Annotated in this window: 21 protein-coding genes; 12 read left to right on the top strand and 9 right to left on the bottom strand. The window is 66.6% G+C overall.

Going from position 1 to position 24096, the window contains the following annotated elements:
- Window positions 1-60 precede the first annotated feature (60 nt).
- Together ISF28_RS06355 and ISF28_RS06350 are read left to right on the top strand one after the other, a co-directional pair.
- Window positions 61-615 carry a cob(I)yrinic acid a,c-diamide adenosyltransferase gene (locus tag ISF28_RS06355; RefSeq protein ID WP_198116319.1) on the top strand — a complete coding sequence of 185 codons (555 nt, stop codon included), beginning with the start codon at window positions 61-63 and terminating at the stop codon, window positions 613-615.
- Window positions 616-625: 10 nt separating this feature from the next.
- Window positions 626-1642, top strand: a complete 1017-nt coding sequence (locus ISF28_RS06350) for a rhomboid family intramembrane serine protease (RefSeq protein ID WP_198116318.1) — start codon at window positions 626-628, stop codon at window positions 1640-1642.
- Between the two features lie 9 nt (window positions 1643-1651).
- Here ISF28_RS06350 and ISF28_RS06345 read toward each other — a convergent pair whose 3' ends face one another.
- The 4 genes from ISF28_RS06345 to ISF28_RS06330 form a co-directional block, all read right to left on the bottom strand.
- Complete coding sequence (locus ISF28_RS06345; protein WP_198116317.1) at window positions 1652-3568, bottom strand: PAS domain-containing hybrid sensor histidine kinase/response regulator; 1917 nt, start codon at window positions 3566-3568, stop codon at window positions 1652-1654.
- A gap of 105 nt (window positions 3569-3673) precedes the next feature.
- Window positions 3674-5542, bottom strand: coding sequence for a 1-deoxy-D-xylulose-5-phosphate synthase (gene dxs, locus ISF28_RS06340; protein ID WP_198116316.1), 1869 nt, complete (start codon window positions 5540-5542; stop codon window positions 3674-3676).
- The gene (locus ISF28_RS06335) at window positions 5543-6439 is read right to left on the bottom strand and encodes a polyprenyl synthetase family protein (protein ID WP_198116315.1); all 897 of its coding nucleotides are present in this window, start codon (window positions 6437-6439) and stop codon (window positions 5543-5545) included. It lies immediately after the preceding gene.
- A complete protein-coding gene (locus ISF28_RS06330; protein WP_198116581.1) occupies window positions 6436-6708 on the bottom strand; it encodes an exodeoxyribonuclease VII small subunit in 273 nt (90 codons plus the stop codon). Before ISF28_RS06330 ends, ISF28_RS06335 begins: the two co-directional genes overlap by 4 nt.
- Before the next feature lie 480 nt (window positions 6709-7188).
- Here ISF28_RS06330 and ISF28_RS06325 point away from each other — a divergent pair, with 480 nt between their 5' ends.
- From ISF28_RS06325 to ISF28_RS06315, 3 genes are read left to right on the top strand one after another with little or no spacing between them, the layout of a single operon-like run.
- A complete protein-coding gene (locus ISF28_RS06325; protein ID WP_198116314.1) occupies window positions 7189-8304 on the top strand; it encodes an aromatic ring-hydroxylating oxygenase subunit alpha in 1116 nt (371 codons plus the stop codon).
- 13 nt (window positions 8305-8317) lie between these two features.
- Complete coding sequence (locus ISF28_RS06320; protein WP_198116313.1) at window positions 8318-9229, top strand: DMT family transporter; 912 nt, start codon at window positions 8318-8320, stop codon at window positions 9227-9229.
- Between the two features lie 16 nt (window positions 9230-9245).
- Window positions 9246-10109 carry a sulfurtransferase gene (locus tag ISF28_RS06315; RefSeq protein ID WP_198116312.1) on the top strand — a complete coding sequence of 288 codons (864 nt, stop codon included), beginning with the start codon at window positions 9246-9248 and terminating at the stop codon, window positions 10107-10109.
- A gap of 5 nt (window positions 10110-10114) precedes the next feature.
- On the opposite strand, the gene ISF28_RS06310 is transcribed toward ISF28_RS06315, so the two are convergent.
- Together ISF28_RS06310 and ISF28_RS06305 are read right to left on the bottom strand one after the other, a co-directional pair.
- On the bottom strand, window positions 10115-10816 hold the full coding sequence (locus ISF28_RS06310) for a ZIP family metal transporter (RefSeq protein WP_198116580.1): 702 nt from the start codon (window positions 10814-10816) through the stop codon (window positions 10115-10117).
- A gap of 159 nt (window positions 10817-10975) precedes the next feature.
- A complete protein-coding gene (locus ISF28_RS06305; protein ID WP_198116311.1) occupies window positions 10976-11782 on the bottom strand; it encodes a dienelactone hydrolase family protein in 807 nt (268 codons plus the stop codon).
- Window positions 11783-11943: 161 nt separating this feature from the next.
- Between ISF28_RS06305 and ISF28_RS06300 the strand changes: the two genes are divergently transcribed.
- The gene (locus ISF28_RS06300; protein ID WP_198116310.1) at window positions 11944-12696 is read left to right on the top strand and encodes a PEP-CTERM sorting domain-containing protein; all 753 of its coding nucleotides are present in this window, start codon (window positions 11944-11946) and stop codon (window positions 12694-12696) included.
- Here the strand turns inward: ISF28_RS06300 and ISF28_RS06295 are convergent.
- A complete protein-coding gene (locus ISF28_RS06295) occupies window positions 12680-13882 on the bottom strand; it encodes a DUF4382 domain-containing protein (protein ID WP_198116309.1) in 1203 nt (400 codons plus the stop codon). The genes ISF28_RS06300 and ISF28_RS06295 overlap by 17 nt on opposite strands.
- 229 nt (window positions 13883-14111) lie before the next feature.
- Here ISF28_RS06295 and ISF28_RS06290 point away from each other — a divergent pair, with 229 nt between their 5' ends.
- Genes ISF28_RS06290 through ISF28_RS06280 form a run of 3 tightly spaced genes read left to right on the top strand, consistent with a single transcriptional unit; the run spans window position 14112 to window position 16298 of the window.
- Window positions 14112-14840, top strand: coding sequence for a PEP-CTERM sorting domain-containing protein (locus tag ISF28_RS06290; RefSeq protein WP_198116308.1), 729 nt, complete (start codon window positions 14112-14114; stop codon window positions 14838-14840).
- A 46-nt stretch (window positions 14841-14886) separates the two neighbouring features.
- Window positions 14887-15516: a TetR/AcrR family transcriptional regulator gene (locus ISF28_RS30870; protein ID WP_198116307.1), complete on the top strand. Its 630-nt coding sequence runs from the start codon at window positions 14887-14889 to the stop codon at window positions 15514-15516.
- Window positions 15513-16298, top strand: a complete 786-nt coding sequence (locus tag ISF28_RS06280) for an alpha/beta fold hydrolase (RefSeq protein WP_198116306.1) — start codon at window positions 15513-15515, stop codon at window positions 16296-16298. Before ISF28_RS30870 ends, ISF28_RS06280 begins: the two co-directional genes overlap by 4 nt.
- Before the next feature lie 14 nt (window positions 16299-16312).
- Here the strand turns inward: ISF28_RS06280 and polA are convergent, their stop codons facing one another.
- Window positions 16313-19072, bottom strand: a complete 2760-nt coding sequence (polA, locus tag ISF28_RS06275) for a DNA polymerase I (protein ID WP_198116305.1) — start codon at window positions 19070-19072, stop codon at window positions 16313-16315.
- 174 nt (window positions 19073-19246) lie between these two features.
- On the opposite strand from polA, the gene ISF28_RS06270 reads away from it, so the two are divergent.
- The 3 genes from ISF28_RS06270 to ISF28_RS06260 all read left to right on the top strand — a co-directional run bounded on the left by ISF28_RS06270 (window position 19247) and on the right by ISF28_RS06260 (window position 21475).
- The gene (locus ISF28_RS06270) at window positions 19247-19690 is read left to right on the top strand and encodes a DUF2782 domain-containing protein (RefSeq protein WP_198116304.1); all 444 of its coding nucleotides are present in this window, start codon (window positions 19247-19249) and stop codon (window positions 19688-19690) included.
- Window positions 19691-19751: 61 nt separating this feature from the next.
- Window positions 19752-20711 (top strand): homoserine kinase, encoded by a 960-nt coding sequence (locus ISF28_RS06265; RefSeq protein ID WP_198116303.1) that lies wholly within the window; start codon window positions 19752-19754, stop codon window positions 20709-20711.
- Entirely contained in the window at window positions 20708-21475 is a 768-nt protein-coding gene (locus ISF28_RS06260) for a BPSS1780 family membrane protein (protein ID WP_198116302.1), read from the top strand. The genes ISF28_RS06265 and ISF28_RS06260 overlap by 4 nt, the downstream gene beginning before the upstream one ends.
- Window positions 21476-21593: 118 nt before the next feature.
- Here ISF28_RS06260 and ISF28_RS06255 read toward each other — a convergent pair whose 3' ends face one another.
- Window positions 21594-23912: a UvrD-helicase domain-containing protein gene (locus ISF28_RS06255; RefSeq protein ID WP_198116301.1), complete on the bottom strand. Its 2319-nt coding sequence runs from the start codon at window positions 23910-23912 to the stop codon at window positions 21594-21596.
- Between the last annotated feature and the right edge of the window lie 184 nt (window positions 23913-24096).

Here is a 24096-nt window from a genome sequence, read left to right as displayed (position 1 = left end):
CACAATCCCCGGGATTTGGCGTATGCTCCGCCTATCTTTTTTCATGGGCAGGATATCAGCATGGGCAATCGACTTTCGAAGATCGCGACCCGCACGGGCGACGACGGCAGCACCGGCCTGGGCGACGGCAGCCGCACCGGTAAAGACAGCGCGCGCATCGCGGCGCTGGGCGACGTCGACGAACTGAATTCCTTCGTCGGCCTGCTGCTGTGCGAAGACCTGCCGGCCGACCTGCGCGAGGAACTCGTCACCGTGCAGCACGACCTGTTCGACCTGGGCGGCGAGCTGTGCATCCCCGGCTACCAGCTGATCAAGACCGAGCAGGTGGCGCGCCTCGACGCCCTCCTCGAGAAATACAATGCGGACCTGCCGGTGCTGAAGGAATTCATCCTGCCGGCCGGCTCGCGCGCCGCGTCGCTCGCGCACGTGTGCCGCACCGTGTGCCGCCGCGCCGAGCGCGCCATCGTCGCGCTGTCGAAGACGGAAACGATCAATGCGGAACCGCGCCAGTACGTCAATCGCCTGTCGGACCTGATGTTCGTGCTGGCGCGCGTGCTGAACCGCCACGCGGGCGGCACGGACGTGCTGTGGCAGCACGAACGCAAGCGCACCTGACGGAGCGCGGATGACGGCAACCTTCGACGTCCGCTTCCACGCGAATTCATTCCACTTCCAAAGCAACGGCCGGGTCGTCGTCGAACCGGACTTCGTGCTCGTGCGCGGCAAGATCCACCGTACGTTCCGCCTGGCCGCGCGCGCGGAGCACCGGCTGCGCATGGTCGACATCGTCAACGTCCACACGGACGGCGCGAACGTGACCTTCCACGTGCTGGGCGTGCGCGAAAACCTGCAGGTCGGCTTTGCCGCGCCGGACGCGGCGACGGCGCAGCAGATCGCCGCCCTGCTGCCGGCGCGCCGCACGGAAGCCTTCGTGATCGCCCATGCGGAGCGCAACGAATTCCACGACCGCATCGATTACTGGAGCCCGTCCACGCCCGTGCTGTGGACCCTGCTGGCGCTCAACATCGGCATCTACTTCCTCATGTGGCTCGTGCGCCGCAGCCTGCCCGGCGGGGCGATGGGATCGATGCTGGGCTGGGGCTGGAATTCGCACTACGACGCGATGCTGCGCTCGGTGCAACTGGTCGAATGGGGCTCGAACGTGGGCCGCCTGACCTTGCACGGCCAGTGGTGGCGCCTCGTCACGTCGCTGTTCCTGCACGGGAGCATCCTGCACCTCGCGTTCAACATGCTCGCCCTGTGGCAGGTGGGCCAGTTGGTGGAGCGCCTGTTCGGCAGCCTGCGCTTCACCGCGCTGTACATGATCGCCGGCGTGTGCGGCAGCGTCGCCAGCGTGATGTGGAACGCGCACGTGAACAGCGTGGGCGCGTCCGGCGCGATCTTCGGCATCGTGGGCGGGCTGTTCGCCTTCATGCAGCGCGAGAACAGCGGCGTGCCACCCACCGTCGTGCAGGACCTGCGCGGCTCGCTGCTGCCGTTTTTGGTGTTCAACCTGGCGGCGGGCTTTTTATATCCCCACACGGACAACGCGGCGCACATCGGCGGCCTGGCCGGCGGGTGGCTGGCCGGTCATTTGCTGGCGCGCTCGCTGCACGTGCCGGCGGAGCGCAGGAACGCGTGATCGACGGCGTCATCCGGGCAGGCCGGCCAGCGCGGCCTGCAGGGTATCGAGATCGATCGGCTTGACGAGGTGCCGGTCGAATCCGGCCTCGGTGGCGAGCAGTCGGTCGCTGTCCTGGCCATAGCCGGTGATGGCGACGAGCAGCGCGCGCGACGTTTCCGGCTGCGCGCGCAGATGCCGCGCCAGCTCGTAGCCGTCCATGCCGGGCAGGCCGATATCGAGCAGGCAGACCCGGGGCTGCTCCTTGCGGGCGCGCTCGAGCGCGTGCAGCGGCTCGTGCTCGACCATCACGCGGTGCCCCGACGCTTCCAGCAACATGGCGAGGGTCGAGGCCGCGTCGACGTTGTCGTCCACGACCATGATGGAGACGCCGCCGTCCGACGCCGCCGCCCGCGTGTCGTGCCGCGGGGCCGCCGGAGCGGCCGGCGCCGCGCGGCGCGGCAGGGTCACCGTGAAGCGGCTGCCCCGGCCCGGTCCGTCGCTGGCGCACGTCACGGTGCCGCCGTGCAGCTCGACGAGGCTCTTGACGAGCGCCAGTCCCAGTCCAAGTCCGCCGGACGCGCGGTCGGACGTGCGCTCGGCCTGCGCGAACAGGTCGAACGCCCGCGCCGCCAGCTCCGGCGCCATGCCGATGCCGTTGTCGACCACGTCGACGGTCACCGCGCCGTCGCGCAGGCGGGCGCGCAGGTGCAGCCGGCCACCCTCCTGCGTGTATTTGGCAGCGTTGTTGAGGAGGTTCGCGAGCACCTGCACGAGGCGCTTCTTGTCGCCCATCACCGGCATGTCGTGCGCCGGCACGTCCACGTCCAGCTGCTGGCCGCGCGCGCGGACGAGCGGCATGACCTGTTCCACCGCGTCCGTCACGATCTCGCGCATGTCCAGCGCCGCCTCGTCCAGTTCGACCTGGCCGCGGGTCACGCGCGAAACGTCCAGCAGGTCGTCGATCAGTTCCGTCATGTGGGCCACCTGGCGCCCGATGATCTGGCTCGTCTTGCGCACGAGGCCCTCGTCCAGCCGCGCGCGCTGCAGCAGCGCGGCCGCCGCGCCGATCGGCGCCAGCGGATTCCTCAGCTCGTGCGCCAGCATCGCGAGGAATTCGTCCTTGCGGCGGTCCGACTCCCGCAGCTTTTCCTCGGCCAGCTTGCGCTCCGTGATGTCGCTGGCGGCGCCGATCCACTCGTGGATCTCGCCGCGCGCGTCGAGCATCGGCACGGCCCGCGAATACGTCCAGCCCACGCTGCCGTCGAGGCGGCGCACGCGGTGTTCGAGCTCGAACACGGCCTTGGCGCGGATCGCCGCGGCGATCGCCTGGTGGATCCGTTCCTGGTCTTGCGCCGGGATGTAGTCGTCGATCCAGTAGCGGCTCGCGTCGGACGTGTCCTTGAGGTAGCCGCGGCCATCGAGCTGGCGCAACTGGCTCCAGTCGGGGCTCATGCGGTACACGACGTCCGCCGTCGCATTCGTCAGCGCCCGGTAGCGCACCTCGCTGTCGCGCAGCGCCGCCTCCGAGCGCACCTGCTCCGTCACGTCGTTGGTCGTGTGCGAGATGCACAGGAGACTGCCGTCCGCGGCGAAGATCGGCGTGCTGACGGCGCTCCAGAACCGCTCCTCGAAACCGGGCTCGCCGTTCGGCAGGGTCACGGGGATCGGATAGCGCTGGGCCGGCAGCCGGTCCGGCAGGCCCGTTTCGACGACGCGGGCGAGGGAGCGCCGCAAGTCCGTTTCGCCGGTGTCGGCCGGATCGTCGGGGTTGCGCGGGAAGGCCTCGAACAGGCTGCGGCCGACCAGTTCCTCGCGCTTGCGGCCGGAGGCCGCGAGGAAGGTATCGTTGACGGCGAGGATGATCGCCTCCGGCGTGGGCGACAGCAGGTAGTGCCCGATCGGGGAACTGTTGAATACGGCTTCGAACAGGGCGGGAGAAAGCATGGGTCGTGCTTCCTGTAATGGACGAAACGACATTATAGGATGCCGCCCATAAACGCGGCGGCCGATTCGAAGCGCATGAAGCGCCCGAATCGGCTGCGCCCAAGGTCAGTTATTGTTGACCACCAGCCGCGGTTCGCCGACGCCGAAGCGTTCGCGGATGGACTTGCCGATGCCGTGCGCATCCAGGCCGACCGACGCCAGCAGCAGCGCCGGATCGCCATGGTCGATGAAGCGGTCCGGCAGGCCCAGGATCAACAGGGGCTTGACGATCCCTTCGGCCGCCAGCGCCTCGGCGACGGCGGAACCGGCGCCGCCCATCGTGCAGCCCTCTTCCACGGTCACCAGGTAGTCGTGGTCCTGCGCCAGCTGCCGGACCAGGTCGACGTCCAGCGGCTTCACGAAGCGCATGTCGGCGACGGTCGCGTTCAGGCCCTCGGCGGCGGCAAGGCTCGGCGCCACCATCGAGCCGAAGGCGAGGATCGCGACGCCCGTGCCTTCGCGGCGGACGATGCCCTTGCCGATCTCGAGGACGTCGAGCGCCGGGTCGATGGCCGCGCCGACGCCGGCGCCGCGCGGATAGCGCACGGCGGCCGGGCCCGGGTAGCGGTACGCGGTCGTCAGCATCTTGCGGCACTCGTTCTCGTCCGACGGCGCCATCACGACCATGTTCGGGATGCAGCGCAGGTAGGCGATGTCGTAGTTGCCGGCGTGCGTGGCGCCGTCGGCGCCGACGAGGCCCGCGCGGTCCAGCGCGAACGTCACGTCCAGGTTCTGCAGCGCCACGTCGTGGATCAGTTGGTCGTAGCCGCGCTGCAGGAACGTCGAGTAGATGGCGACGACGGGTTTCATGCCTTCCGTTGCCAAGCCGCCCGCGAACGTCACGGAATGCTGCTCGGCGATGCCGACGTCGAAGTAACGGTCCGGGTATTCCTGGTTGAAGCGCACCATGCCCGAGCCTTCGCGCATCGCCGGCGTGATGCCGACCAGGCGTTTATCCACCGACGCCATGTCGCACAGCCAGTCGCCGAACACCTCGGTGTACGTGATCTTCGACGCCTTGGCCGGCTTGTAGCCTTCGCTCGGGTTGAACTTGCCGGTGCCGTGGTACAGGACCGGTTCGGCCTCGGCCAGCTTGTAGCCCTGCCCCTTCTTCGTCACGACGTGCAGGAATTGCGGACCCTTCAGGCGCTTGATGTTTTCCAGCGTCGGGATCAGCGAATCGAGGTCGTGGCCGTCGATGGGGCCGATGTAGTTGAAGCCGAATTCCTCGAACATCGTGGCCGGGACCACCATGCCCTTCGCATGCTCTTCCAGCTTCTTCGCCAGTTCCAGCATGGGTCCGGGCAGCATGGTCTTGCCGACGTTCTTGGCGGCCGCGTAGAACTGGCCCGACATCAGGCGCGCCAGGTAGCGGTTCAACGCGCCGACCGGCGGCGAGATCGACATGTCGTTGTCGTTCAGGACGACGAGCAGGTCGACGTCGTCCTCGACGCCCGCATTGTTCAGCGCCTCGAACGCCATGCCCGCGGTCATGGAGCCGTCGCCGATGACGGCGATGGCCTTGCGCTTTTCGCCCTTGATCTTCGCGGCCTGCGCCATGCCGAGGGCGGCCGAGATCGACGTCGACGAGTGCGCCGTGCCGAACGTGTCGTATTCGCTCTCGTCGCGCTTGGGGAAGCCGGACAGGCCGTTCAGCTGGCGCAAGGTGGGCATGCGCGCGCGCCGGCCCGTGAGGATCTTGTGCGAATACGTCTGGTGGCCCACGTCCCACACGATGCGGTCTTCCGGCGTGTTGAACACGTAGTGCAGCGCGATCGTCAGCTCGACGGTGCCGAGGTTGGACGACAGGTGGCCGCCCGTCTTGGACACGGAATCGAGCAGGAACTGGCGCAGCTCGTGGGCCAGCGGCGTGAGCTGGGTGCGCGGGAGCTTGCGCAGGTCGGCCGGGTCGTTGATGGTATCTAGCAGTTTCATTTATGCCTTCCGCTGCACGATCAGGTCCGCGATCTCGCGCAGCCGCAGTGCTTGTTCTCCGAACGGCGCCAGCGCGTCGTGCGCCTGCCGCCGCAGTTGTTCGGCCAGCGCCCTGGACGGCTCCAGCCCCAGAATCGACACATAGGTCGGCTTGTTGTCGGCCGCGTCCTTGCCGGCCGTCTTGCCCAGCGTGGCCGAGTCCTCGGTCGCATCGAGGACGTCGTCCACGACCTGGAACGCGAGGCCGATCGCGCGCGCGTACGCGCCCAGCGCTTCCAGCTCGTGCGACGCGAGGTCGCGCCCGGCCAGGGCGCCCAGCAGCACGGACACGCGCAGCATGGCGCCGGTCTTGAGCTGGTGCATGCGCTCCAGTTGCTCGAGCGTGAGGCTGATGCCGACGCTGTCCAGGTCGATCGCCTGGCCGCCGCACATGCCGGCCGAACCGGCCGCCTCGGCCAGCAGCCGCACCATGTGCACGAGGCGGATGGGCGGCACGGTGGTCGTTGCGGCCAGCACCTCGAAGGCCTGGGCCTGCAGCGCGTCGCCGACGAGCAGCGCCGTCGCTTCGTCATACGCCACGTGCACGGTCGGCTTGCCGCGGCGCAGGGCGTCGTCGTCCATGCACGGCATGTCGTCGTGCACGAGCGAATAGGCGTGGATCATTTCGACGGCGCAGGCGCTGCGCGCCAGCGCGTCGGATTCCGCGCCGAACAGGGCGCCGCTCGCGTGCACGAGCAGCGGGCGCACGCGCTTGCCGCCGCCGAGCACCGTGTAGCGCATTGCTTCGTGCAGCTTGGCCGGCACCTGGCTTGCCGGCGGCAGGAAGCGGTCGAGGGCGGACTCGGCGTCCGCCTGCACGGCCTTCATCCAGGCCGGGAACGCCTGGGGCGCGCTCATACGTCGTCCTCGCCGTCGGCGCTGAACGGCTTCAGCATCTCGCCTTCCAGGACCTTCACATGGGATTCGACCTTTTCCAGCTGGGCAGCACAATAGCGTACGAGCTCGGAACCACGTGCATACGCGGCAACCGAAGCTTCCAGGGGCAATTGCCCACTTTCCATTTGCGTCACGAGTTGGGCCAGTTCGGCCATCGCCTGCTCGAAGGATTCCGGCGGCTGCGCGGGCGCCGCCGCTGCGGCGCTCTCCGCGTTTGTTTTATTTGGCATAATGAGTTTGATCGATTCGGGGCCGGGCAGCACCACGCGCAACCTGTGCACGGCGCGCCAGTCTAATCGCTTATTCTAAACAATCCTGCTTCGACACGAAGGGTGCGCTCGTCGCCGCCAGCTTGCAAGCAAGGATACATTTTATCGCAAAGCGCCTCGGGATTCATGAAAACGATGCCGTTTAGGCAATTTTTGAACATTCATGTACCACAACCGCGAGCAGGTCCGGGACTGTAGAGCTCGTTACAGGCTATAATCTCCGGTTCTGTCTCCGAAATACCGTATTCCGCTCTTTATGGAGCGAGAACAACCGTCGCGAGCGGCCGCAGTGTTGGTTGAGAAGCGCAACCGTACATCAGTACGGTGAGCATCGCAAACCGACAATGCAACGCGCAGCAGGTTGGTCGACGCTCCAAACAAAATACTGTTCTCGGATTCTTTCTCTTCTTTGGCTGAATATTGTGTAAAAGGGGGGTTGGGATGTCCGATCTGGCTACCCACGCCAAGCTGGCGCGTTCGCTCGCCCAGCTTCCGGTAAATGTTTACTTCGACAACGCGCTGCTGCAGCGCGAATTGCAGCAATTGTTTCTCAAGGGCCCCCGCTACGTCGGGCATGAGTTGATGGTGCCCGAGGCGGGCGATTTCGCGACCCTGAAATCGGAGAACGAGGGCCGCATGCTGGTGCGCAATGCGCAAGGCATCGAACTGCTGTCGAACGTCTGCCGCCACCGCCAGGCGCTGATGTTCAATGGGCGCGGCAATGCCAAGAACATCGTCTGCCCCCTGCACCGCTGGACCTACGACCTCAAGGGCGAACTGATCGGCGCGCCGCATTTCGCGGACACGCCTTGCCTGAACCTGTCCAGGACGCCGCTGCAGAACTGGAACGGCCTGCTGTTCGAGCAGAACGGCTACGACGTGATGGACAAGCTCGCCAAGCTGTCCGTGACCAAAGACCTGGATTTCTCGGGCTATATGTTCGACCACGTCGAGGTGCACGACTGCGACTACAACTGGAAGACCTTCATCGAAGTCTACCTGGAGGATTACCACGTCGAGCCGTTCCACCCGGGCCTGGGCAACTTCGTCAGCTGCGACGACCTGCGCTGGGAATTCGGGCCGGACTACAGCGTCCAGACCGTGGGCGTGCACCGCGGCCTGCAGAAGTCCGGCTCGCCCGCGTACCGGAAATGGCAGGAACAGGTCCTGAAGTTCAACAACGGCCAGGTACCGAAATACGGCGCGATCTGGCTCACGCTGTATCCGAACATCATGGTCGAGTGGTATCCGAACGTGCTCGTCGTGTCCACGCTGTGGCCCATGGGTCCGCAGAAGACGCGCAACGTGGTCGAGTTCTACTATCCGGAAGAAATCGTCCTGTTCGAGCGCGAATTCGTCGAAGCGGAGCGCGCCGCCTACATGGAAACGTGCGTCGAGGACGACGAGATCGGCCTGCGCATGGACGCCGGCCGCAAGGCGCTGATGGAGCGCGGCGTCACCGAGGCGGGTCCGTACCAGTCGCCGATGGAAGACGGCATGCAGCATTTCCACGAGTGGTATCGCAGCAAGCTCGACAATATTCCTCCGGGGATGTGATGGTTGTTCTCTGATGGCGCCACTCTGGATGTTGTGCGCCAGCTTCCTGTTCGCCGCCATGGGCGCGTGCGTGAAGCTGGCTTCCTCGCTCTACTCGACCTCGGAAATCGTGATGTACCGGGGTTTCATCGGCAGCCTGATGCTGCTGCCGATGATCCGCCTCCAGGGCGGATCGTTCAAGACGTCCTTCCCGAAAGAACACCTCTGGCGCAGCGTCGTCGGCGTCCTGTCGCTGTGGCTGTGGTTCTACGCGATCGCGAAGCTGCCGCTGGCGACGGCCGTCACCCTCAACTACATGGCGCCGATCTGGCTCGCCACGTACATGTTCTTCATCGGCTGGTGGCGCGGCAAGGGCTTGCCCGAGTGGCCGCTGGCCCTCGCCATCACGATGAGCTTCGTCGGCGTGACGCTCGTGCTGCGGCCGGCCGTCGAAACCCATGAGTGGGTGGGCGGCGTCGTCGCCATCGCCTCGTCCGTGATCGCCGCGATGGCCTATCTGCAGGTGCGCCGCCTGGGCCAGATGGGCGAACCGGAATACCGCGTCGTGTTCTATTTTTCCGTCACGATGGGCATCGCCGGCCTCGTCGGCTCGCTGCTGGGCAACGGCATGAACACCTTCCGCTCGCAATCGTGGCACGGCCAGGCCCTGCTGCTGGGGATCGCCGCCTTCGGCCTGTTCGCCCAGATCGCGATGACGCGCGCCTACCGCATCGGCAAGGTGCTCGTCGTCGCCAACCTGCAGTACACGGGCATCATCTTTTCCAGCCTGTGGGGGATGATCCTGTGGAAAGACACGTTCGACTGGCACGTGTGGCTGGGCATGGGCGTGATCCTCGCCTCGGGAATCGCCGCGACGTTCTACAATACGACGCGCACGGCGCGCGGCGCCGTCGTCAAGGAAACCGACCCCATCGCCAGCGAATAACGAGGAGCCCCCGCAGATGTCCACGTACACGACCCTGATCGAATCCGCCGCACTGGCAGCGCACGTCAACGACCCGACCTGGGTCGTCGTCGACTGCCGCCACGACCTCATGAACCTCGCCGCCGGCCGTGAAGCCTATGCCGCCGGCCACATCCCGGGCGCCGTGTTCGCCGACATGGAGACGGAACTGTCGGGCGCCAAGCGCGACGCGGCCGGGAACTTCCGCGGCCGCCATCCGCTGCCCGACAAGGACGCGTTCATCGAGCTGCTGCGCGGCTGGGGCGTGAACGACGACACCCAGGTCGTCGCCTACGACGCGCACGGCGGCATGTATTGCGCGCGCCTGTGGTGGATGCTGCGTTGGGTCGGCCATGATGCGGTCGCCGTGCTGGATGGCGGCCTGCCCGCGTGGCAGGCGGCCGGGCAGCCCGTCGCCACCGACGTGCCGGCCCCGCGCGCGCGCGGCCACATCGCCGCGCGCCCCGCCCTCGTGACGACGGTGGACGTGGCCGCGGTGCTGCACAACGTGGAACACGGCGGCAAGACCGTCGTCGACGCGCGCGCGCCGGACCGCTTCCGCGGCGAGAACGAGACCATCGACCCCGTCGGCGGCCACATCCCGGGCGCGAAGAACCGCTTCTTCAAGGACAATCTGCAGGCCGACGGCCGCTTCAAGGCGCCGGATCAACTCAAGGCGGAACTGGGCGTGGCGGTGGGCGATCCGAAGGACGCCATCATGCAATGCGGTTCCGGCGTGACCGCGTGCCACAACCTGCTGGCGCTGGAAGTGGCGGGGATGCCGGGGGCGGCGCTGTATCCGGGATCGTGGAGCGAGTGGACCTCCGACCCGAAACGCGCGGTGGCGACTGGCGCCACATAACGCGGTCAGTGGCCGTGCGTCAGCAACAGCACGATGACGACGCCGAGCCCGATCAAGAGCACCTGCGGGATGGATTCGCGCACGGTGGCGCGGCGCTGCATCTGCGGCATCAGGTCGCTCACCGCGATGTAGATGAAGCCGGACGACGCGAACACCAGCACGTAGGGAATCAGGTTGCTGGCGCGGTCCAAGGTCGCATACCCAAGCACCCCGCCCAGCACGGCCAGGAGGCTGCACAACAGATTGAACACGTAGGCACGCACGCGCGAGAAACCGGCGTTCAGCAGCACGATGAAGTCGCCGATCTCCTGCGGAATCTCGTGGGCGATGATGGCCACACCCGTGACGATCCCCAGTTGCGGATTGGCGAGAAAGGCCGCCGCGATCAGGATGCCGTCCGTGAAGTTGTGCATGCCGTCGCCGATCAGGATCATCCAGCCGGCGCGGCCCGCCTGCATGGCGTCGTGGCCGTGCGCGTGATGGTGCCCGTCGCCCTCGTGGTGGTGCGAATGGCGCAGCAGGGCCGCCTTCTCCAGCAGGAAGAACGCGAGCAGGCCGCCCAGCAGGGTGGCGAACAGCGCATGCGTGTCGGCCTTCGACTCGAAGGCTTCCGGCAGCGCGTGCAGCAGCGACGTCGACAGCATGATGCCGACCGACAGGCTGACCATGCGCTCGACGACTTTCGCCAGCAGCGCAAAGGAAAACACCGCGGCGGCCGTGATGCTGACCACGCCCGCCAGGCCGGTGGCCAGCAGGATGGAAATGAGAATCGGGTCGATTTAAAAGCCTCTTGTTGTTCTTGGAGCGCGTGCATGCGCACGCCGCCGGACGCAAACCGGAGATTGTAACCTCCCGGCGCGGCGGCGTCAGCCGGCGCCGTGTTCGCGGAACCAGGCCAGCGCGCGGGCGAAGCCGTCGCGGGCATCCTTTGCGTTGTAGCTCGGGCGGTAGTCGGCGTGGAAGGCGTGGCCGGCGTCCGGGTAGACGACGATCGCGGAATCGCTCGGGCCCGTGCCCAGCGCGGCCGTCATCCGTTCGACCGTCGCCAGCGGAATGCCGGCGTCCTTCGCGCCGTACAGGCCGAGCACGGGCACGGTGAGCGTCGGCGCGACGTCGATGGGATGGCGCGGCTGGCGGGGCGGATTCGGATCGGCCACCAGCTTGCCGTACCACGCCACGGCCGCTTTCACGCGCGGGTTGTGCGCCGCGTACAGCCACGTCATGCGCCCGCCCCAGCAAAAGCCGTTGACGCCGAGCCGGTCGACGTCGCCGCCGTTGTCGGCGGCCCAGGCCATGCAGGCGTCGATGTCGCCCATCACCTGCGCGTCCGGCACCTTGCGGATGATCTGCGCCATGATCGTCGCCATGTCGGGCAGGATCGACGGGTCGCCCTGGCGCACGAAGAAATCGGGCGCCAGCGCCAGATAACCCTGTTTCGCGAAGCGGCGCGCCACATCGGCGATGTGCTCGTGCAGGCCGAAGATCTCGGACACGACGATCATCACGGGGCGCTTGTCCTGCCCGGCCGGGCGGGCGTAATAGACCGGCACTTCCTGGCCGCCGACCGTCAGCTTGACCAGGCCGTCGGCCAGGCCCGCGGTATCCGTGCGGATGACGGACTGGGCCGCGATGGGCTGGGCAGCCGCCGCAAAACCGCTTGCGTTGTCGTTCATGTCCCTCTTTCGTTCGCTGATGACAGGCCTGCTATCTTAGCAGCGCCGTCCGCGACACGCTTGCCGTTACCAAGCACAAACGTCTTCCCGCCTTTTTGACCGCGCACAAACCGACCTCGCAAGAAGGCGCGCAGAGTAGGCGCATCGTCAAGGAGATTCACATGGCAACCGCACGATCGATCCGGACCGGCGCGTGCGCAGCCCTTCTGCTGCTGGCGGCGGGCGCGGCGCGGGCACAGGCGCACAGCAGCGCCGGCATCGAGAACTTTGGATATGAACTGGTCGACCTCGCCCCGGCCGACGGCGTGACGCCGTCCCTGACGCTCACGCTGACCGATATTTATGGAGAAACAGACCTGTACCTGGGATCGTTTTCCTATCCCACGACGCAGGCGTCGACCAATACCTTCGGAAAGATTCACGTCGAGAACGCCTACGGCAGCGGCAGCGCGACACTGGCGCCCGACTACAGTTCGAGCTCGGCGGCCGACGCGGAGGCGTATTCGGCCCGTTCCGGGACCCGGCTCGACTTGCAGTTCGATTTGTCGCCGCACACGCGCGTCATCTTTTCCGCCGACGCCGCCGTGAGCGCCCAGCCTGTGCACGGGTTCACGTATGCCGAGGCCGGCCTGCACGGGGAAATCACGACGCCCTTCATCAGCCACGGCACGCGCTTCGACGCAGTCGATTACACGTACCTGGGCGACGAATCCGGCGTGCTGTCCGCCGTCGCGAACGCGGGCGACGCGGCAACCACCGGCACGCTGAGCATCCGGACGAGCGCCTCGTCCGAATCCTTCACGCCGCCGGTGCCGGAGCCGCCGGCCGTCGCCATGCTCGGCGGCGGCCTGGTGCTGGTCGCCGGGGCGGCGCGCCGGCGGCGGCGGGCGCGGACGCTTACGGCGTCAGCGTGAAGTCGACCTTGGTCGCATTGCCCGTCGAGATGTCGACCAGGTCGATGGCCTTGGTCGTGTAGCCCGTGCCGGCCGCCTCGACGCGGTACTTGCCGGCGCCCGGCAGGACGGTCGTGGCCGCCGCGAAGGTCAAGGGCAAGGTCGCGCTGTAGGCCGCGTACTGGGGCGCCGCGATCGGCAGATTCGCGATCGTGTAGGCGCCGGTCGAGATATCGGCACCCGCATACTTGACGGTCACGGTCGGACCCGCCGCGAACGTCTGTTTCGCCGACACATAGGCCGCCTCGGTGGCGTTCGCCGGCAAGGTCACGGTGCCCGCGATCGAGCCCATCGTGCTGACGGGCAGGTCGAGCGGCGCAGTGGCCGTGCTCAGCACGGTGCTGCCGCTGGCCGCCACCGGCACGGCGCCGACCACGCCGGCCGCATGGCCGTCGGCCGTGATCACGACGTCGTAGTTACCCGTAGCAAGGTGCGACAAGAAGAATTCGCCCGTCGTCGCATTCGGTACGGTCGAGCCGATCACGACGCCGTTCTGCTGCGCCGACACGGTCACATGGCTGCCCAGCAGCGTCGTCGCGACGACGCCGGAAATCCCGACGGCCGCCGTCGGCACCACTTTCACGACGGGTTTCAGCAGGTAACGGCCATTGCCTTGCGTGACGACCGACTTGCAGGCGTTGAAGTCGAGCACGAGGTCGACCTGCTGGCCCGCCGCGACGTCGAATTCATTGTTCAGCTTGATGCCGCTCTGGATGGCGCTCGGCGTCGTCAGCGGCTGTTCGGTGCCGCCCGTCGGCACGACGGTGTTGGCGTTCGCATCCAGCACGAGGCGCAGTTGCGAGTAATGGCCGGCGGGCAGCGCCGTCTGGCCCAGGCTGTCGAGCACGCCATTGGTCAGGTTCAGCAGATTGATCTTCCTGGCCGGATTCAGCGTGATGTCGGTCCAGCCCGCGTCCGTGTCGCTCGCGCTGGCGCTGGCGTTGACGCGGACCTTGTTGACGGTGACGTTGACGGCGTCGAAACCGCAGGCCGGGGCGTCGGTCAGCGCGACGCTCAGGGTGCCGGCCGTGGTCGTCGGCGTCGTCCCGGTGCCGCTTCCGCCCCCGCCGCCGCCACAGGCGACGAGGGACACGGCGGTGATGGCGCTGCCGGCGAGCAGCCCGATTTGATGGAGGGTCTTGTTCATGATCGTACCTTTTTGAAATGACGCCGATGTGGGGCGGTGATGTCAATATACGTTCCGGCTGGAAACTTTTATGTTAGCCAACGCACATTGAAACCTTTGCTTACACCTTTAGCACTTTGTTGTTGCACAAAGGAATCGTCATGCCGGATGGGTAGAGCACGATCAAAACGGCTGAGAATGCGGGCATTTACAGTAACCCATGCGGCATAACGCCGCGCGGGAGAAACCAATGCGTGTCAACTCATCCATCACGGCGGTCCTGCTCGTCGTCCTTGCCATGTGCGGCATGGCATCCGGACCGGCGCGAGCCGAGGCCACGGCCAACGCCGCGCTCGCCGATTTCCATTACCGGCTCGTGGACCTGGCGCCCGACGACGGCATCGCGCCGTCGCTCAACCTGACCAGCTATTACGCCTACGCCTTCGGCACGCTGTACAACCAGGACACCATCACCGGCTATGCGGGCCTCAACACGTTCGGCACGGCCAACTACGACACGGCGGACGGCTTCGGGCACTTCAACGTGCAGTACGATTCGACCAGCCTCAGTCTCGACACGCTCATCGGCACCGTCAGCGCCCAGTCCGCGCACACGCTGTTCTTCACGCTGTCGCCGCACACGGAAGTCATCTTTGGCATCGATGCGTCGCTGTCGGCTTCAGCCGGCCCGGACGAAGTCGCCGGCGCGAGCGGGGACCTGTTCAGCGCGATATTCGGCACGCCCGGCTCCGAGGACATGGTGTCCATCGACACCGGCACCCGCCATGCCACGCTGTCGGTGAGCACGATATCCGGCGCCGACGTGGCCCAGGGCACCGTCACCTTCCTCGCCGGCACGACGGCCAATGTCTATGCGCCGCCGGTGCCGGAACCCGCGCCCGCCGCCATGCTGGCCGGCGGCCTCGCGCTCGTCGCCGGTTGGGCGCGGCGGCGCCGCAAGATATGTTTGACAACATAATATGGCCGTGTATTCTCCATACCAACCAGTCGGTATGGAGAAACACATGGCACCGCACAGCGATTCACGCAACAAGCTGCTCGACGCAGCCGTCACCCTGATCCGCACGCGCGGCTACGAAGCCACCCGCGTGGACGACGTGTGCGCGGCGGCCGGCGTCACCAAGGGCAGCTTTTTCCACCACTTCAAGACGAAGGAAGACCTGGCCCACGCCGCCGCGCAACGCTTCGCCGACCGGGCCGACGCACTGTTCGCCAACGCGCCCTACCACACCGCGCCGACGCCGCTCGCGCGCCTGCTCGGCTACGTGGAATTCCGCGCGCGGATGATCGCGGGCGAGCTGGCCGACTTCACCTGCCTGCTCGGCATGGTGTCGCAGGAGACGTTCGCCACCCACCCCGGCCTGGCGGCGGCCGGCGGCACGCACATCCGCGACCATGCCGCGACCCTCGTGCCGGACATCCGCGCCGCCCGCGCCGCGCTGGTGCCCGACGCCGACTGGTCGCCGGAAAGCCTGGCTTTGCACATCCAGGCCGTCATCCAGGGTAGCTTCGTGCTCGCGAAATCGCAGCAGGATCCGCAGGTGGCCGTGGAGAGCCTGCGCCACTTGCACCGCTACCTCGTCCACCTGTTCGGAAATTTCCCCTCACCTCACTCACCCAAGGAGCCGTCATGAACACCAGCAAACAGCAACGCGTCACCGTCAATGGCATGCAGATCCACGTGGAAGAACAAGGCGCCGGCAAGCCGCTCGTGCTGCTGCATGGAGGGATCATGGCGAGCGAAGCGTTCGGCCCGAACATCGCCGCGCTGGCCGCCGGCCGCCGCGTGATCGCCATCCACCTGCAGGGCCACGGCCACACGCCGGACGTGGACCGCCCGCTGCGCTTCGAAACGCTGGCGGACGACGTGGCGGCCGTGATCCGCGCACTCGACCTGGGCAAGGCCGACCTGCTGGGCTATTCGTTCGGCGGCGGCGTCGCGCTGCAGACGGCGATCCGCCATCCGGACGTCGTCGACCGGCTGATCGTCGTCAGCGCGCCGTTCAAGCGCGCCGGCTTCTATCCGGAAGTGCGCACGGCCTTCGACCACATGGACGTGAACGCAGCGCAAATCGGCGCGCAGCTGGCCAGGTCGCCGCTGGCCGCGCTGTACCCGGAAGTGAACTGGGAGACGTCGCTGCGCAAGATGGGCGAGCTGCAAAGCCGCGATTACGACTGGACGCCGCAGGCCGGCGCGATCGGGGCGCGGACGATGCTGGTGTTCGCGGATGCCGACGCGGTCACGCTGGACCACATCACCGAGTGCTACCAGGCCCTCGGCGGCGGGCAGCGCGACGCGGGCCTGGACGGCTCGCTGCGCGCCGCCGCGCGCCTGGCCATCGTGCCCGGGAAGACGCATTACGACATCCTGGGCACGACGGCCGTGGCGCGGCTGGCCGACGAATTCCTCGAGTAGGGTGTGCGCCCTACTTAATGGGCCTCTTCCCAGTTCGCGCCCACACCGGTTTCGGCCACGAGCGGCACCTTGAGCGTGGCCACGCCGCCCATCAGTTCCGGCAGCTTCCGCTTGACGAGTTCGAGCTCGTCCTGCGGCACTTCCAGCACCAGTTCGTCGTGCACCTGCATGACCATGCGGGTGCGCAGGGCGTCCTTCTCGATCCAGTCCTGCACGGCGATCATCGCCAGCTTGATCAGGTCCGCCGCCGTGCCCTGCATCGGCGCGTTGATCGCGGCGCGTTCGGCGCCGGCGCGGCGCGGGCCGTTCGGCGAATTGATCTCCGGGAGCCACAGGCGCCGGCCGAACACCGTCTCGACATAGCCGCGCTCCTTGGCGAGCAGCCGGGTCTCGTCCATGTAGCGCTTGACGCCCGCGAAGCGCTGGAAGTAGCGCTCGATGTAGTTGCTGGCCGCGCCCCGCTCGATGCCCAGGTTCTGCGCGAGGCCGAACGCGCTCATCCCGTAGATCAGACCGAAGTTGATGACCTTCGCGTAGCGCCGCTGCTCGCTCTGCACCTCCTCGGGTTGCACGCCGAAGATCTCGGCGGCGGTGGCGCGGTGGATGTCCTCGCCGGCCGCGAACGCGCGCAGCATCGCCTCGTCTTCCGAGATGTGGGCCATGATGCGCAGCTCGATCTGCGAATAGTCGGCCGACACGATCACGCTGCCTTGCGGCGCCACGAATGCTTCGCGGATGCGGCGGCCCTCGGCGGTGCGCACGGGGATGTTCTGCAGGTTCGGATCGTTGGACGCGAGGCGGCCCGTGATCGCCACGGCCTGCGCGTAATTCGTGTGCACGCGGCCCGTGCGCGCATTGACCATCTTCGGCAGCTTGTCGGTGTATGTCGACTTCAGTTTCGACAGCCCGCGGTGCTCCAGCAGGATCTTCGGCAGCGGGTAGTCCTCGGCCAGCTTTTGCAGGACTTCCTCGTCCGTCGACGGCGCGCCGGTCGCCGTCTTCTTGATGACGGGGAGCTGCAGCTTGCCGAAGAAGATCTCGCCGATCTGCTTGGGCGACCCGAGGTTGAACGGGCCGCCGGCCAGCTCGTACGCCTGCTGCTCCAGTTCCATGATGCGCGCGGCCAGTTCGTTCGACTGCGCGGCCAGTTTATCGGCGTCGATCAGCACGCCGTTGCGCTCGATCTTCTGCAGCACGACGGACGTGGGCAGCTCGATCTTGCGGTAGATGAAGTTCAGGCCCTCGTCGCTTTCGACGTGCTTGACCATGGCGTGGTGCAGGCGCAGGGTGATGTCGGAATCCTCGGCCGCGTACTCGGTCGCTCGCTCCAGCTCGACCTGGTCGAAGCAGATCTGGTTCGCGCCCTTGCCGCACACGTCGACGTACGGGATCGTCGTATAGCCCAGGTGGCGCAGCGCCATCGTGTCCATGTCGTGCGGCTTGTGCGATTCGAACACGTACGACTGCAGCAAGGTGTCGTGCACGATGCCGCGCAGTTTCACGCCGTGGTTTTCGAAGATGTGGCTGTCGTACTTGAGGTTCTGTCCCAGCTTGGGCTTGTCCGGGTTTTCCAGCCACGGCTTCATGCGCGCGAGGACTTCCTCGCGGTTCAGCTGCGCGGGCACGCCGGCGTAGCGGTGCGCCAGCGGAATGTACGCGCCCTTGCCTTCCTCCACCGACAGCGAGATGCCGACCATCTCGGCCGTCATCGGATCGAGCGACGTCGTCTCCGTGTCGACCGACGTCAGCGCGGCCTTGTCGATCAGGGCCAGCCAGCGCTCGAAGTCTTCCATCGTCGTGACGGTCTCGTACTCGCCTTTGATGATCGGCATGCCGGGCTGCGTGCCGGCCGCGCCTTCCGGCGAGTTGAGCGCGGGAGCCGGCGCGCCGGGCGTGCCGTACTTGGCCGCGTTGCCCGGTCCGATCTCGCGCAGCATGGTCTTGAAGCCGTAGCGCTGGAAGAAGTCGCGCAGCGCCTCCTTGTCTTCCGGGCGGCCGATGAGGGTTTCCTCGATCGACACGACGTGGCCCACCAGGTCGCAGTCCGTCTTCACCGTGATCAGTTCACGGCCCTTCGGCAGCCACTCCAGCGCGGCGCGCAGGTTCTCGCCGACGGCGCCCGTGATGGCGTGGGCGTTTTCGATCACGCCGTCCAGCGACCCGTGCAGGGTGAGCCATTTGACGGCCGTCTTCGGGCCGCACTTGGTGACGCCGGGGACGTTGTCGACGGTGTCGCCGATCAGGGTCAGGTAGTCGATGATGCGGTTCGGCGGCACGCCGAACTTGGCCAGCACGCCCGCTTCGTCGAGCTTCTCGTTGCTCATCGTGTTGATCAGCATGACCTTGTCGTTCACGAGCTGGGCGAGGTCCTTGTCGCCCGTCGAGACGACGGTAGAGAGGCCGCGCGCCGTCGCCTGCGCGGCCAGGGTGCCGATGACGTCGTCCGCTTCGACGCCCTCCACCATCAGGATCGGCCATCCCATGTGGCGCACGACTTCGTGGATCGGCTCGATCTGCTTGGCCAGGTCTTCCGGCATCGACGCGCGCGTCGCCTTGTATTCCGGGTACAGGTCGTCGCGGAACGTCTTGCCCTTGGCGTCGAACACGCAGGCGATGTAGGCGGCCGGGAAGTCCGCGCGCAGGCGGCGCAGCATGTTGACCATGCCGTGCATCGCGCCGGTCGGGTAGCCGTCCGGGCTGCGCAGGTCGGGCAGCGCGTGGAAGGCGCGATAGAGATAGCTGGAACCGTCGACGAGAAGCAGGGTATTGTCCATAGGGCAGAATCGAAAGTGGGCCGCGGCGGCACGGCGAAACGTGCGCCATTATCGCAGAATCGGGAGTGGAAAAAAGATGAGCGGGCGATGTCCGGAATATGGGGATCCAACCACACTTTTCACAGGGAAGTGGCGCTGTTTGTTACAATGGACTAAACGACAAAGGTGATCATCATGCCGCGTACCTCTTCCCGCCTCGCCCCCCTCGCGCTGTTCCTGGCTTTTCATGCCGGATTGGCCGCGGCCCAGCAATCGGCCACGCAGCCGACGCCCAGCCCGGCGCCGCCCAAGCTCGAGCGTATCGAACCGGGCAGCGACATTCCGGCGACCAATATTCCGCCCAAGCGCGGCACCCAGATCAAGGAAACGCGGAGTGGCGGCCAGGTCACCGAAGTCGAAGTCACCACGCCCGGTGGCAGCCATTACTACATGAAACCGAACACCCAGCCCGGCAACGCGCAGACGAATTCGATCCGCGCGCCGCAGTGGAAGGTGGGTGAGTTCGACCTGTCGGGCAAGCGGAAAGCCACGAGCGAATCCGGTACCAACGCCCCGACGACGGCCGACGCGCCGCCTCCTCCTCCCATGCCGGCTACCGCCGCGCCCGAGAAGAAGTAACAGCCGTCAACAGGACCGGCCGCCGAGCGTGGCCGCTACAGCGACTTTTCTTTCTTACACAATGGCAGTCTTCACCCCGGTCACGCTGGATGACCTCTCCCAGTGGATCAAGCAGTTTCCTCTTGGTAAAGCCGTCGCGCTCAAGGGTATCCCGAGCGGCATCGAAAACAGTAATTTCTTCCTGACGACGGAACGCGGCGAATACGTCCTCACCATCTTCGAAAACCTCGACTTCGAGCAATTGCCCTTCTACGTGAAGCTGATGCGCCATCTGGCCGAGCGCGGCATTCCCGTACCCGCGCCCGTGCCGAACGACGCGGGCGAGCTGGTGGTGGCGCTGCACGGCAAGCCGGCCGCCATCGTCAGCAAGCTCGACGGCAGCTCGCAAATGGACCCGCAACCCGTGCATTGCGCCGAAGTGGGCACGATGCTGGCGAAGATGCACCTGGCCGGCCGCGACTTTCCCCTGTCCCAGCCGAATCTGCGCGGGCTGGACTGGTGGGTCGAGACGGTGCCGAAGGTGCTGCCCTGGCTCGATGCCGGGACGGCCGCGCTGCTGCAATCGGAACTGGCATTCCAGCGCGACTTCGCGGCAGGCAGCACGTATGCGCAACTGGAACGCGGCCCCGTCCACGCCGACCTGTTCCGCAACAACGTGATGTTCGTCGGCGAACGCCTGTCCGGCTGCTTCGATTTTTATTTCGCGGGCTGCGACACGTGGCTGTTCGACCTGGCCGTCACCGTCAACGACTGGTGCATCGACCTGGACAGCGGCCGCCTCGACGACGCGCGCGTCCTGGCGCTGACGCGCGCCTATCACGCGGTTCGACCGTTCACGGCCGCCGACCGGGCCGCATGGTTGCCGATGCTGCGCGCCGCGGCGCTGCGCTTCTGGCTGTCGCGCCTGTATGATTTCTACCGTCCGCGCGAGGCCGAGATGCTGACCCCGCACGATCCCACCCACTTCGAACGAGTCCTGCGCGAACGCATCGCACACGGCGCCCCCGACCTCACAGCATGAACGATTTACCCGCACGTACCGGATGGGAGTGGCTGAAGCAAGGCATCGGCCTGTTCCGCAAACAGCCCGCCGCCCTGACGACGCTCCTGTTCGCCAACATCCTGTTCAGCATCGGCCTGTCGGCCGTGCCGATTTTGGGTTCGGTACTTGCGGTCGTGCTGATTCCGTCGTTCTCGATGGCCTTCATGCAGGCCTGCCTGATGATCGAGAACGGCGACCGGGTCACCCCGGCCGTGCTGCTGACGGGCTTCCGCCGGCCGGCGCTGGCCGCGCTGTGCAAGCTGGGACTCGTCTACCTGGGCGTGTCGCTGCTGATGATGGTCGTCACGCGCCTGGCGATCCCGCCCGAGGTGCTGGTGCAGATGATGCCCCGGCCCGACACGTCGACGCCGCCTGACATCCAGACGTCGCACATGCTGGCCTTGTTCGGGGTGTTCCTGCTGGACGTGGCCGTGCTGGTGACGCTGTGCTTCGCCGCGCCGCTCACCTACTGGAAGCACATGGGGCCGGGCAAGGCCACGTTCTACAGCTTCTTCGCCGTCGTCCGCACGGCGCGCCCGTTCCTCGTGCTGCTGGCGGCCTGGTTCGCCATCTTCTTCGGCGTGTGCATCGTGGCCACCCTGCTGTTCGGCGACGCCACGCTGGGGCGGGTCGTGCTCATGTGGCTGATCTTCCTGTTCGTGCTGCTGCTGCAGTGTGCGATGTATGCGGGCTACCGCACCATCTTCGGCAAGCCGGTCGACGAGGCGCCGCAGCCGGCGTGATGTTCGGCGGTAGGGTGGGCACCCCGTGCCCACGCGTGACGTATGCGTCATGTTTGGCGTTCGCGTGGGCGGGGGCAATGCCCCCGGCATCACCCCCCCCCGCCCACCCTACGACCGGTCATCGTCCCACCCGCTCCAACTTTGCCACCGACAGGTCGAGCACCTTCATCCCCGCCGCGCCAAAATTGATCTGGGCGCGCGCGCTGCCCGCGCCGCCCTCGATGTTGACGATCACGCCCTCGCCGAAGCGCGCGTGACTCACCGACTCGCCGATGCGCCACCCGGTGCCGTTGCCGCTGCTCGACTTCTGCGCGATCTGCTTGGCGATCTGGTTGTCGCTGCCGCCTTCGCGGAAAACGGCGTCGTCCCACGCCGTCGTCGACTTGCGGCCGGCGAACCAGTTCGTCTGCACGCGCGGCGTCAGCCATTTCAGCGCGTGTTCCGGCAGCTCGTCGAAGAAGCGCGACTTCATGTTGAAGCGGGTCTGGCCGTGCAGCATGCGCTGCTGCGTGAAGCTCATGTACAAGCGCTGGCGCGCGCGCGTGATCGCCACGTACATCAGGCGGCGCTCCTCGTCGACGCCATCCATCTCGCGGGCGCTGCTCTCGTGCGGGAATAACCCTTCTTCCAGGCCCGTGATGAACACGGCGTCGAACTCCAGGCCCTTGGCCGAGTGCACGGTCATGAGCTGCAGCGCTTCCTGCCCGGCCTGCGCCTGGGCGTCGCCCGCCTCCAGCGACGCGTGCGCGAGGAAGGCCGACAACGGCGACATCACGGCCGACAGCGGCGCGTCCGCGTCGAGCACGTCGACACCGTCGCCGTCGACGATCGCCGTGCCGCTCGCGGCCTGCGCCTGCGGGCCGAGGTGCGCCGGTGCGTGCGTGCCGAAGCCTTCTTCCTGCACGAACTGGGTGGCGGCGCCGACCATCTGCTGCAAGTTCTCGATGCGCTCCTGGCCCTCTTTCTCGTTGCCATAGTGCGCCAGCAGGGTGCTGCGCTCGAGCACGACGCGCACCATTTCCGGCAGCGGCAACTGCTGCGTCTCGAAACGCGCGCTCTCGATCAGCTTGACGAAGTTGCCGAGCGCCGTGCCGGCCTTGCCCGTCATGTAGGGCACCGCGGCGTACAGCGACACGCGATAGGATTCCGCCGCCATCTGCAACTGCTCGATCGAGCGGGCACCGATGCCGCGCGTGGGGAAATTCACGACGCGCAGGAACGCGGAATCGTTGTGCGGGTTGTCCATCAGCTGCAGGTAGGCGATGGCGTGCTTGACCTCGGCGCGCTGGAAGTAGCGCAGGCCGCCGTACACCGTGTACGGCAGGCCGGCCGCGAACAGCGCGTGCTCGATCACGCGGCTCTGCGCGTTGGACCGGTACAGCACGGCGATCTCGCTCTTGCTCACGCCCTCCGCCATCAGGCTCTTGGCTTCGTCGATGATCCACTGCGCCTCTTCGAGGTCGGACGACGCCTCGTAGATGCGCACCGGCTCGCCCTGCCCCGCATCCGTGCGCAGGTTCTTGCCGAGGCGCTTGGCGTTGTTCGAGATGAGGTGGTTGGCGCTGTCGAGGATGTTGCCGTGCGAGCGGTAGTTCTGCTCCAGCTTGATGAGATTCTTGACTTCGAAGTCGCGCTCGAACGCCTGCATATTGCCCACGTTGGCGCCGCGGAACGCGTAGATGCTCTGGTCGTCGTCGCCGACGGCGAAGATGGCGCCGCCGCGCGGCTCGCCGTGGCCGGCCAGCAGTTTCAGCAGGTTGTATTGCAGGTCGTTGGTGTCCTGGAACTCGTCGACGAGGATGTGACGGAAGCGCATCTGGTAATGCTGGCGCAGCGGGTGGTTGCGCTGCAGCAGTTCGTACGAGCGCAGCAGCAGCTCGGCGAAGTCGACGACGCCTTCGCGCTGGCATTGCTGGTCATAGAAATCGTACAGCTCGGCCATGCGCCGCTGGACGTGGTCGTACGCTTCGACCTCGTGCGCGCGCTGGCCCCGCTCCTTGGCGTTGTTGATGAAGTACATCAAGTCCTTCGCCGGGTACTTCTCGTCGTCGACGTTCAGGGCCTTGAGCATGCGCTTGATCATCGACAGCTGGTCCTGCGAATCGAGGATCTGGAACGTCTGCGGCAGCGCCGCGTCGCGGTGATGCGTGCGCAGCAGGCGGTTGCACAGGCCGTGGAACGTGCCGATCCACATGCCGCGCGTGTTCACCGGCAGCATCGCCGACAGGCGCGTGAGCATCTCCTTGGCGGCCTTGTTGGTGAAAGTCACGGCCATGATGCCGGCCGGCGACACCTGCCCGGTCTGGATCAGCCAGGCGATACGGGTCGTCAGCACCCGCGTCTTGCCGGACCCGGCGCCCGCGAGAATGAGGGCGCTCTGGGACGGCAGCGTGACGGCAGCCAGTTGTTCGGGGTTCAGATTGTCGAGGAGATTCATTCGGGCATTATAACGTCGCGACCCGCCCTCGGCATCGCCGCGGCGGCATTTTTACTGAATATATATACAGTATCACAACAGTCGCGGGACGACCCTGCGCAAGATAAATTACGGAACTTTCAATGTTTCCGCACGGCTCGCGGGCGCCATGATGAACGCTTTTCACGTAGTTTTAGCGACAGAT

The organism is Massilia rhizosphaerae, from assembly GCF_016093545.1.
Lineage (GTDB): Bacteria > Pseudomonadota > Gammaproteobacteria > Burkholderiales > Burkholderiaceae_D > Telluria > Telluria rhizosphaerae.
The sequence above is the reverse complement of the archived record's forward strand: the minus strand, read 5'-3'. Positions and strand labels throughout refer to the sequence as shown.

Bases quoted from the DNA above. Each gene is read 5' to 3' on its own strand.
- ISF28_RS06355 (WP_198116319.1), top strand. From the start codon at position 61: ATGGGCAATCGACTTTCGAAGATCGCGACCCGCACGGGCGACGACGGC.
- ISF28_RS06350 (WP_198116318.1), top strand. From the start codon at position 626: ATGACGGCAACCTTCGACGTCCGCTTCCACGCGAATTCATTCCACTTC.
- ISF28_RS06345 (WP_198116317.1), bottom strand. From the start codon at position 3,568: ATGCTTTCTCCCGCCCTGTTCGAAGCCGTATTCAACAGTTCCCCGATC.
- dxs (WP_198116316.1), bottom strand. From the start codon at position 5,542: ATGAAACTGCTAGATACCATCAACGACCCGGCCGACCTGCGCAAGCTC.
- ISF28_RS06335 (WP_198116315.1), bottom strand. From the start codon at position 6,439: ATGAGCGCGCCCCAGGCGTTCCCGGCCTGGATGAAGGCCGTGCAGGCG.
- ISF28_RS06330 (WP_198116581.1), bottom strand. From the start codon at position 6,708: ATGCCAAATAAAACAAACGCGGAGAGCGCCGCAGCGGCGGCGCCCGCG.
- ISF28_RS06325 (WP_198116314.1), top strand. From the start codon at position 7,189: ATGTCCGATCTGGCTACCCACGCCAAGCTGGCGCGTTCGCTCGCCCAG.
- ISF28_RS06320 (WP_198116313.1), top strand. From the start codon at position 8,318: ATGGCGCCACTCTGGATGTTGTGCGCCAGCTTCCTGTTCGCCGCCATG.
- ISF28_RS06315 (WP_198116312.1), top strand. From the start codon at position 9,246: ATGTCCACGTACACGACCCTGATCGAATCCGCCGCACTGGCAGCGCAC.
- ISF28_RS06305 (WP_198116311.1), bottom strand. From the start codon at position 11,782: ATGAACGACAACGCAAGCGGTTTTGCGGCGGCTGCCCAGCCCATCGCG.
- ISF28_RS06300 (WP_198116310.1), top strand. From the start codon at position 11,944: ATGGCAACCGCACGATCGATCCGGACCGGCGCGTGCGCAGCCCTTCTG.
- ISF28_RS06295 (WP_198116309.1), bottom strand. From the start codon at position 13,882: ATGAACAAGACCCTCCATCAAATCGGGCTGCTCGCCGGCAGCGCCATC.
- ISF28_RS06290 (WP_198116308.1), top strand. From the start codon at position 14,112: ATGCGTGTCAACTCATCCATCACGGCGGTCCTGCTCGTCGTCCTTGCC.
- ISF28_RS30870 (WP_198116307.1), top strand. From the start codon at position 14,887: ATGGCACCGCACAGCGATTCACGCAACAAGCTGCTCGACGCAGCCGTC.
- ISF28_RS06280 (WP_198116306.1), top strand. From the start codon at position 15,513: ATGAACACCAGCAAACAGCAACGCGTCACCGTCAATGGCATGCAGATC.
- polA (WP_198116305.1), bottom strand. From the start codon at position 19,072: ATGGACAATACCCTGCTTCTCGTCGACGGTTCCAGCTATCTCTATCGC.
- ISF28_RS06270 (WP_198116304.1), top strand. From the start codon at position 19,247: ATGCCGCGTACCTCTTCCCGCCTCGCCCCCCTCGCGCTGTTCCTGGCT.
- ISF28_RS06265 (WP_198116303.1), top strand. From the start codon at position 19,752: ATGGCAGTCTTCACCCCGGTCACGCTGGATGACCTCTCCCAGTGGATC.
- ISF28_RS06260 (WP_198116302.1), top strand. From the start codon at position 20,708: ATGAACGATTTACCCGCACGTACCGGATGGGAGTGGCTGAAGCAAGGC.
- ISF28_RS06255 (WP_198116301.1), bottom strand. From the start codon at position 23,912: ATGAATCTCCTCGACAATCTGAACCCCGAACAACTGGCTGCCGTCACG.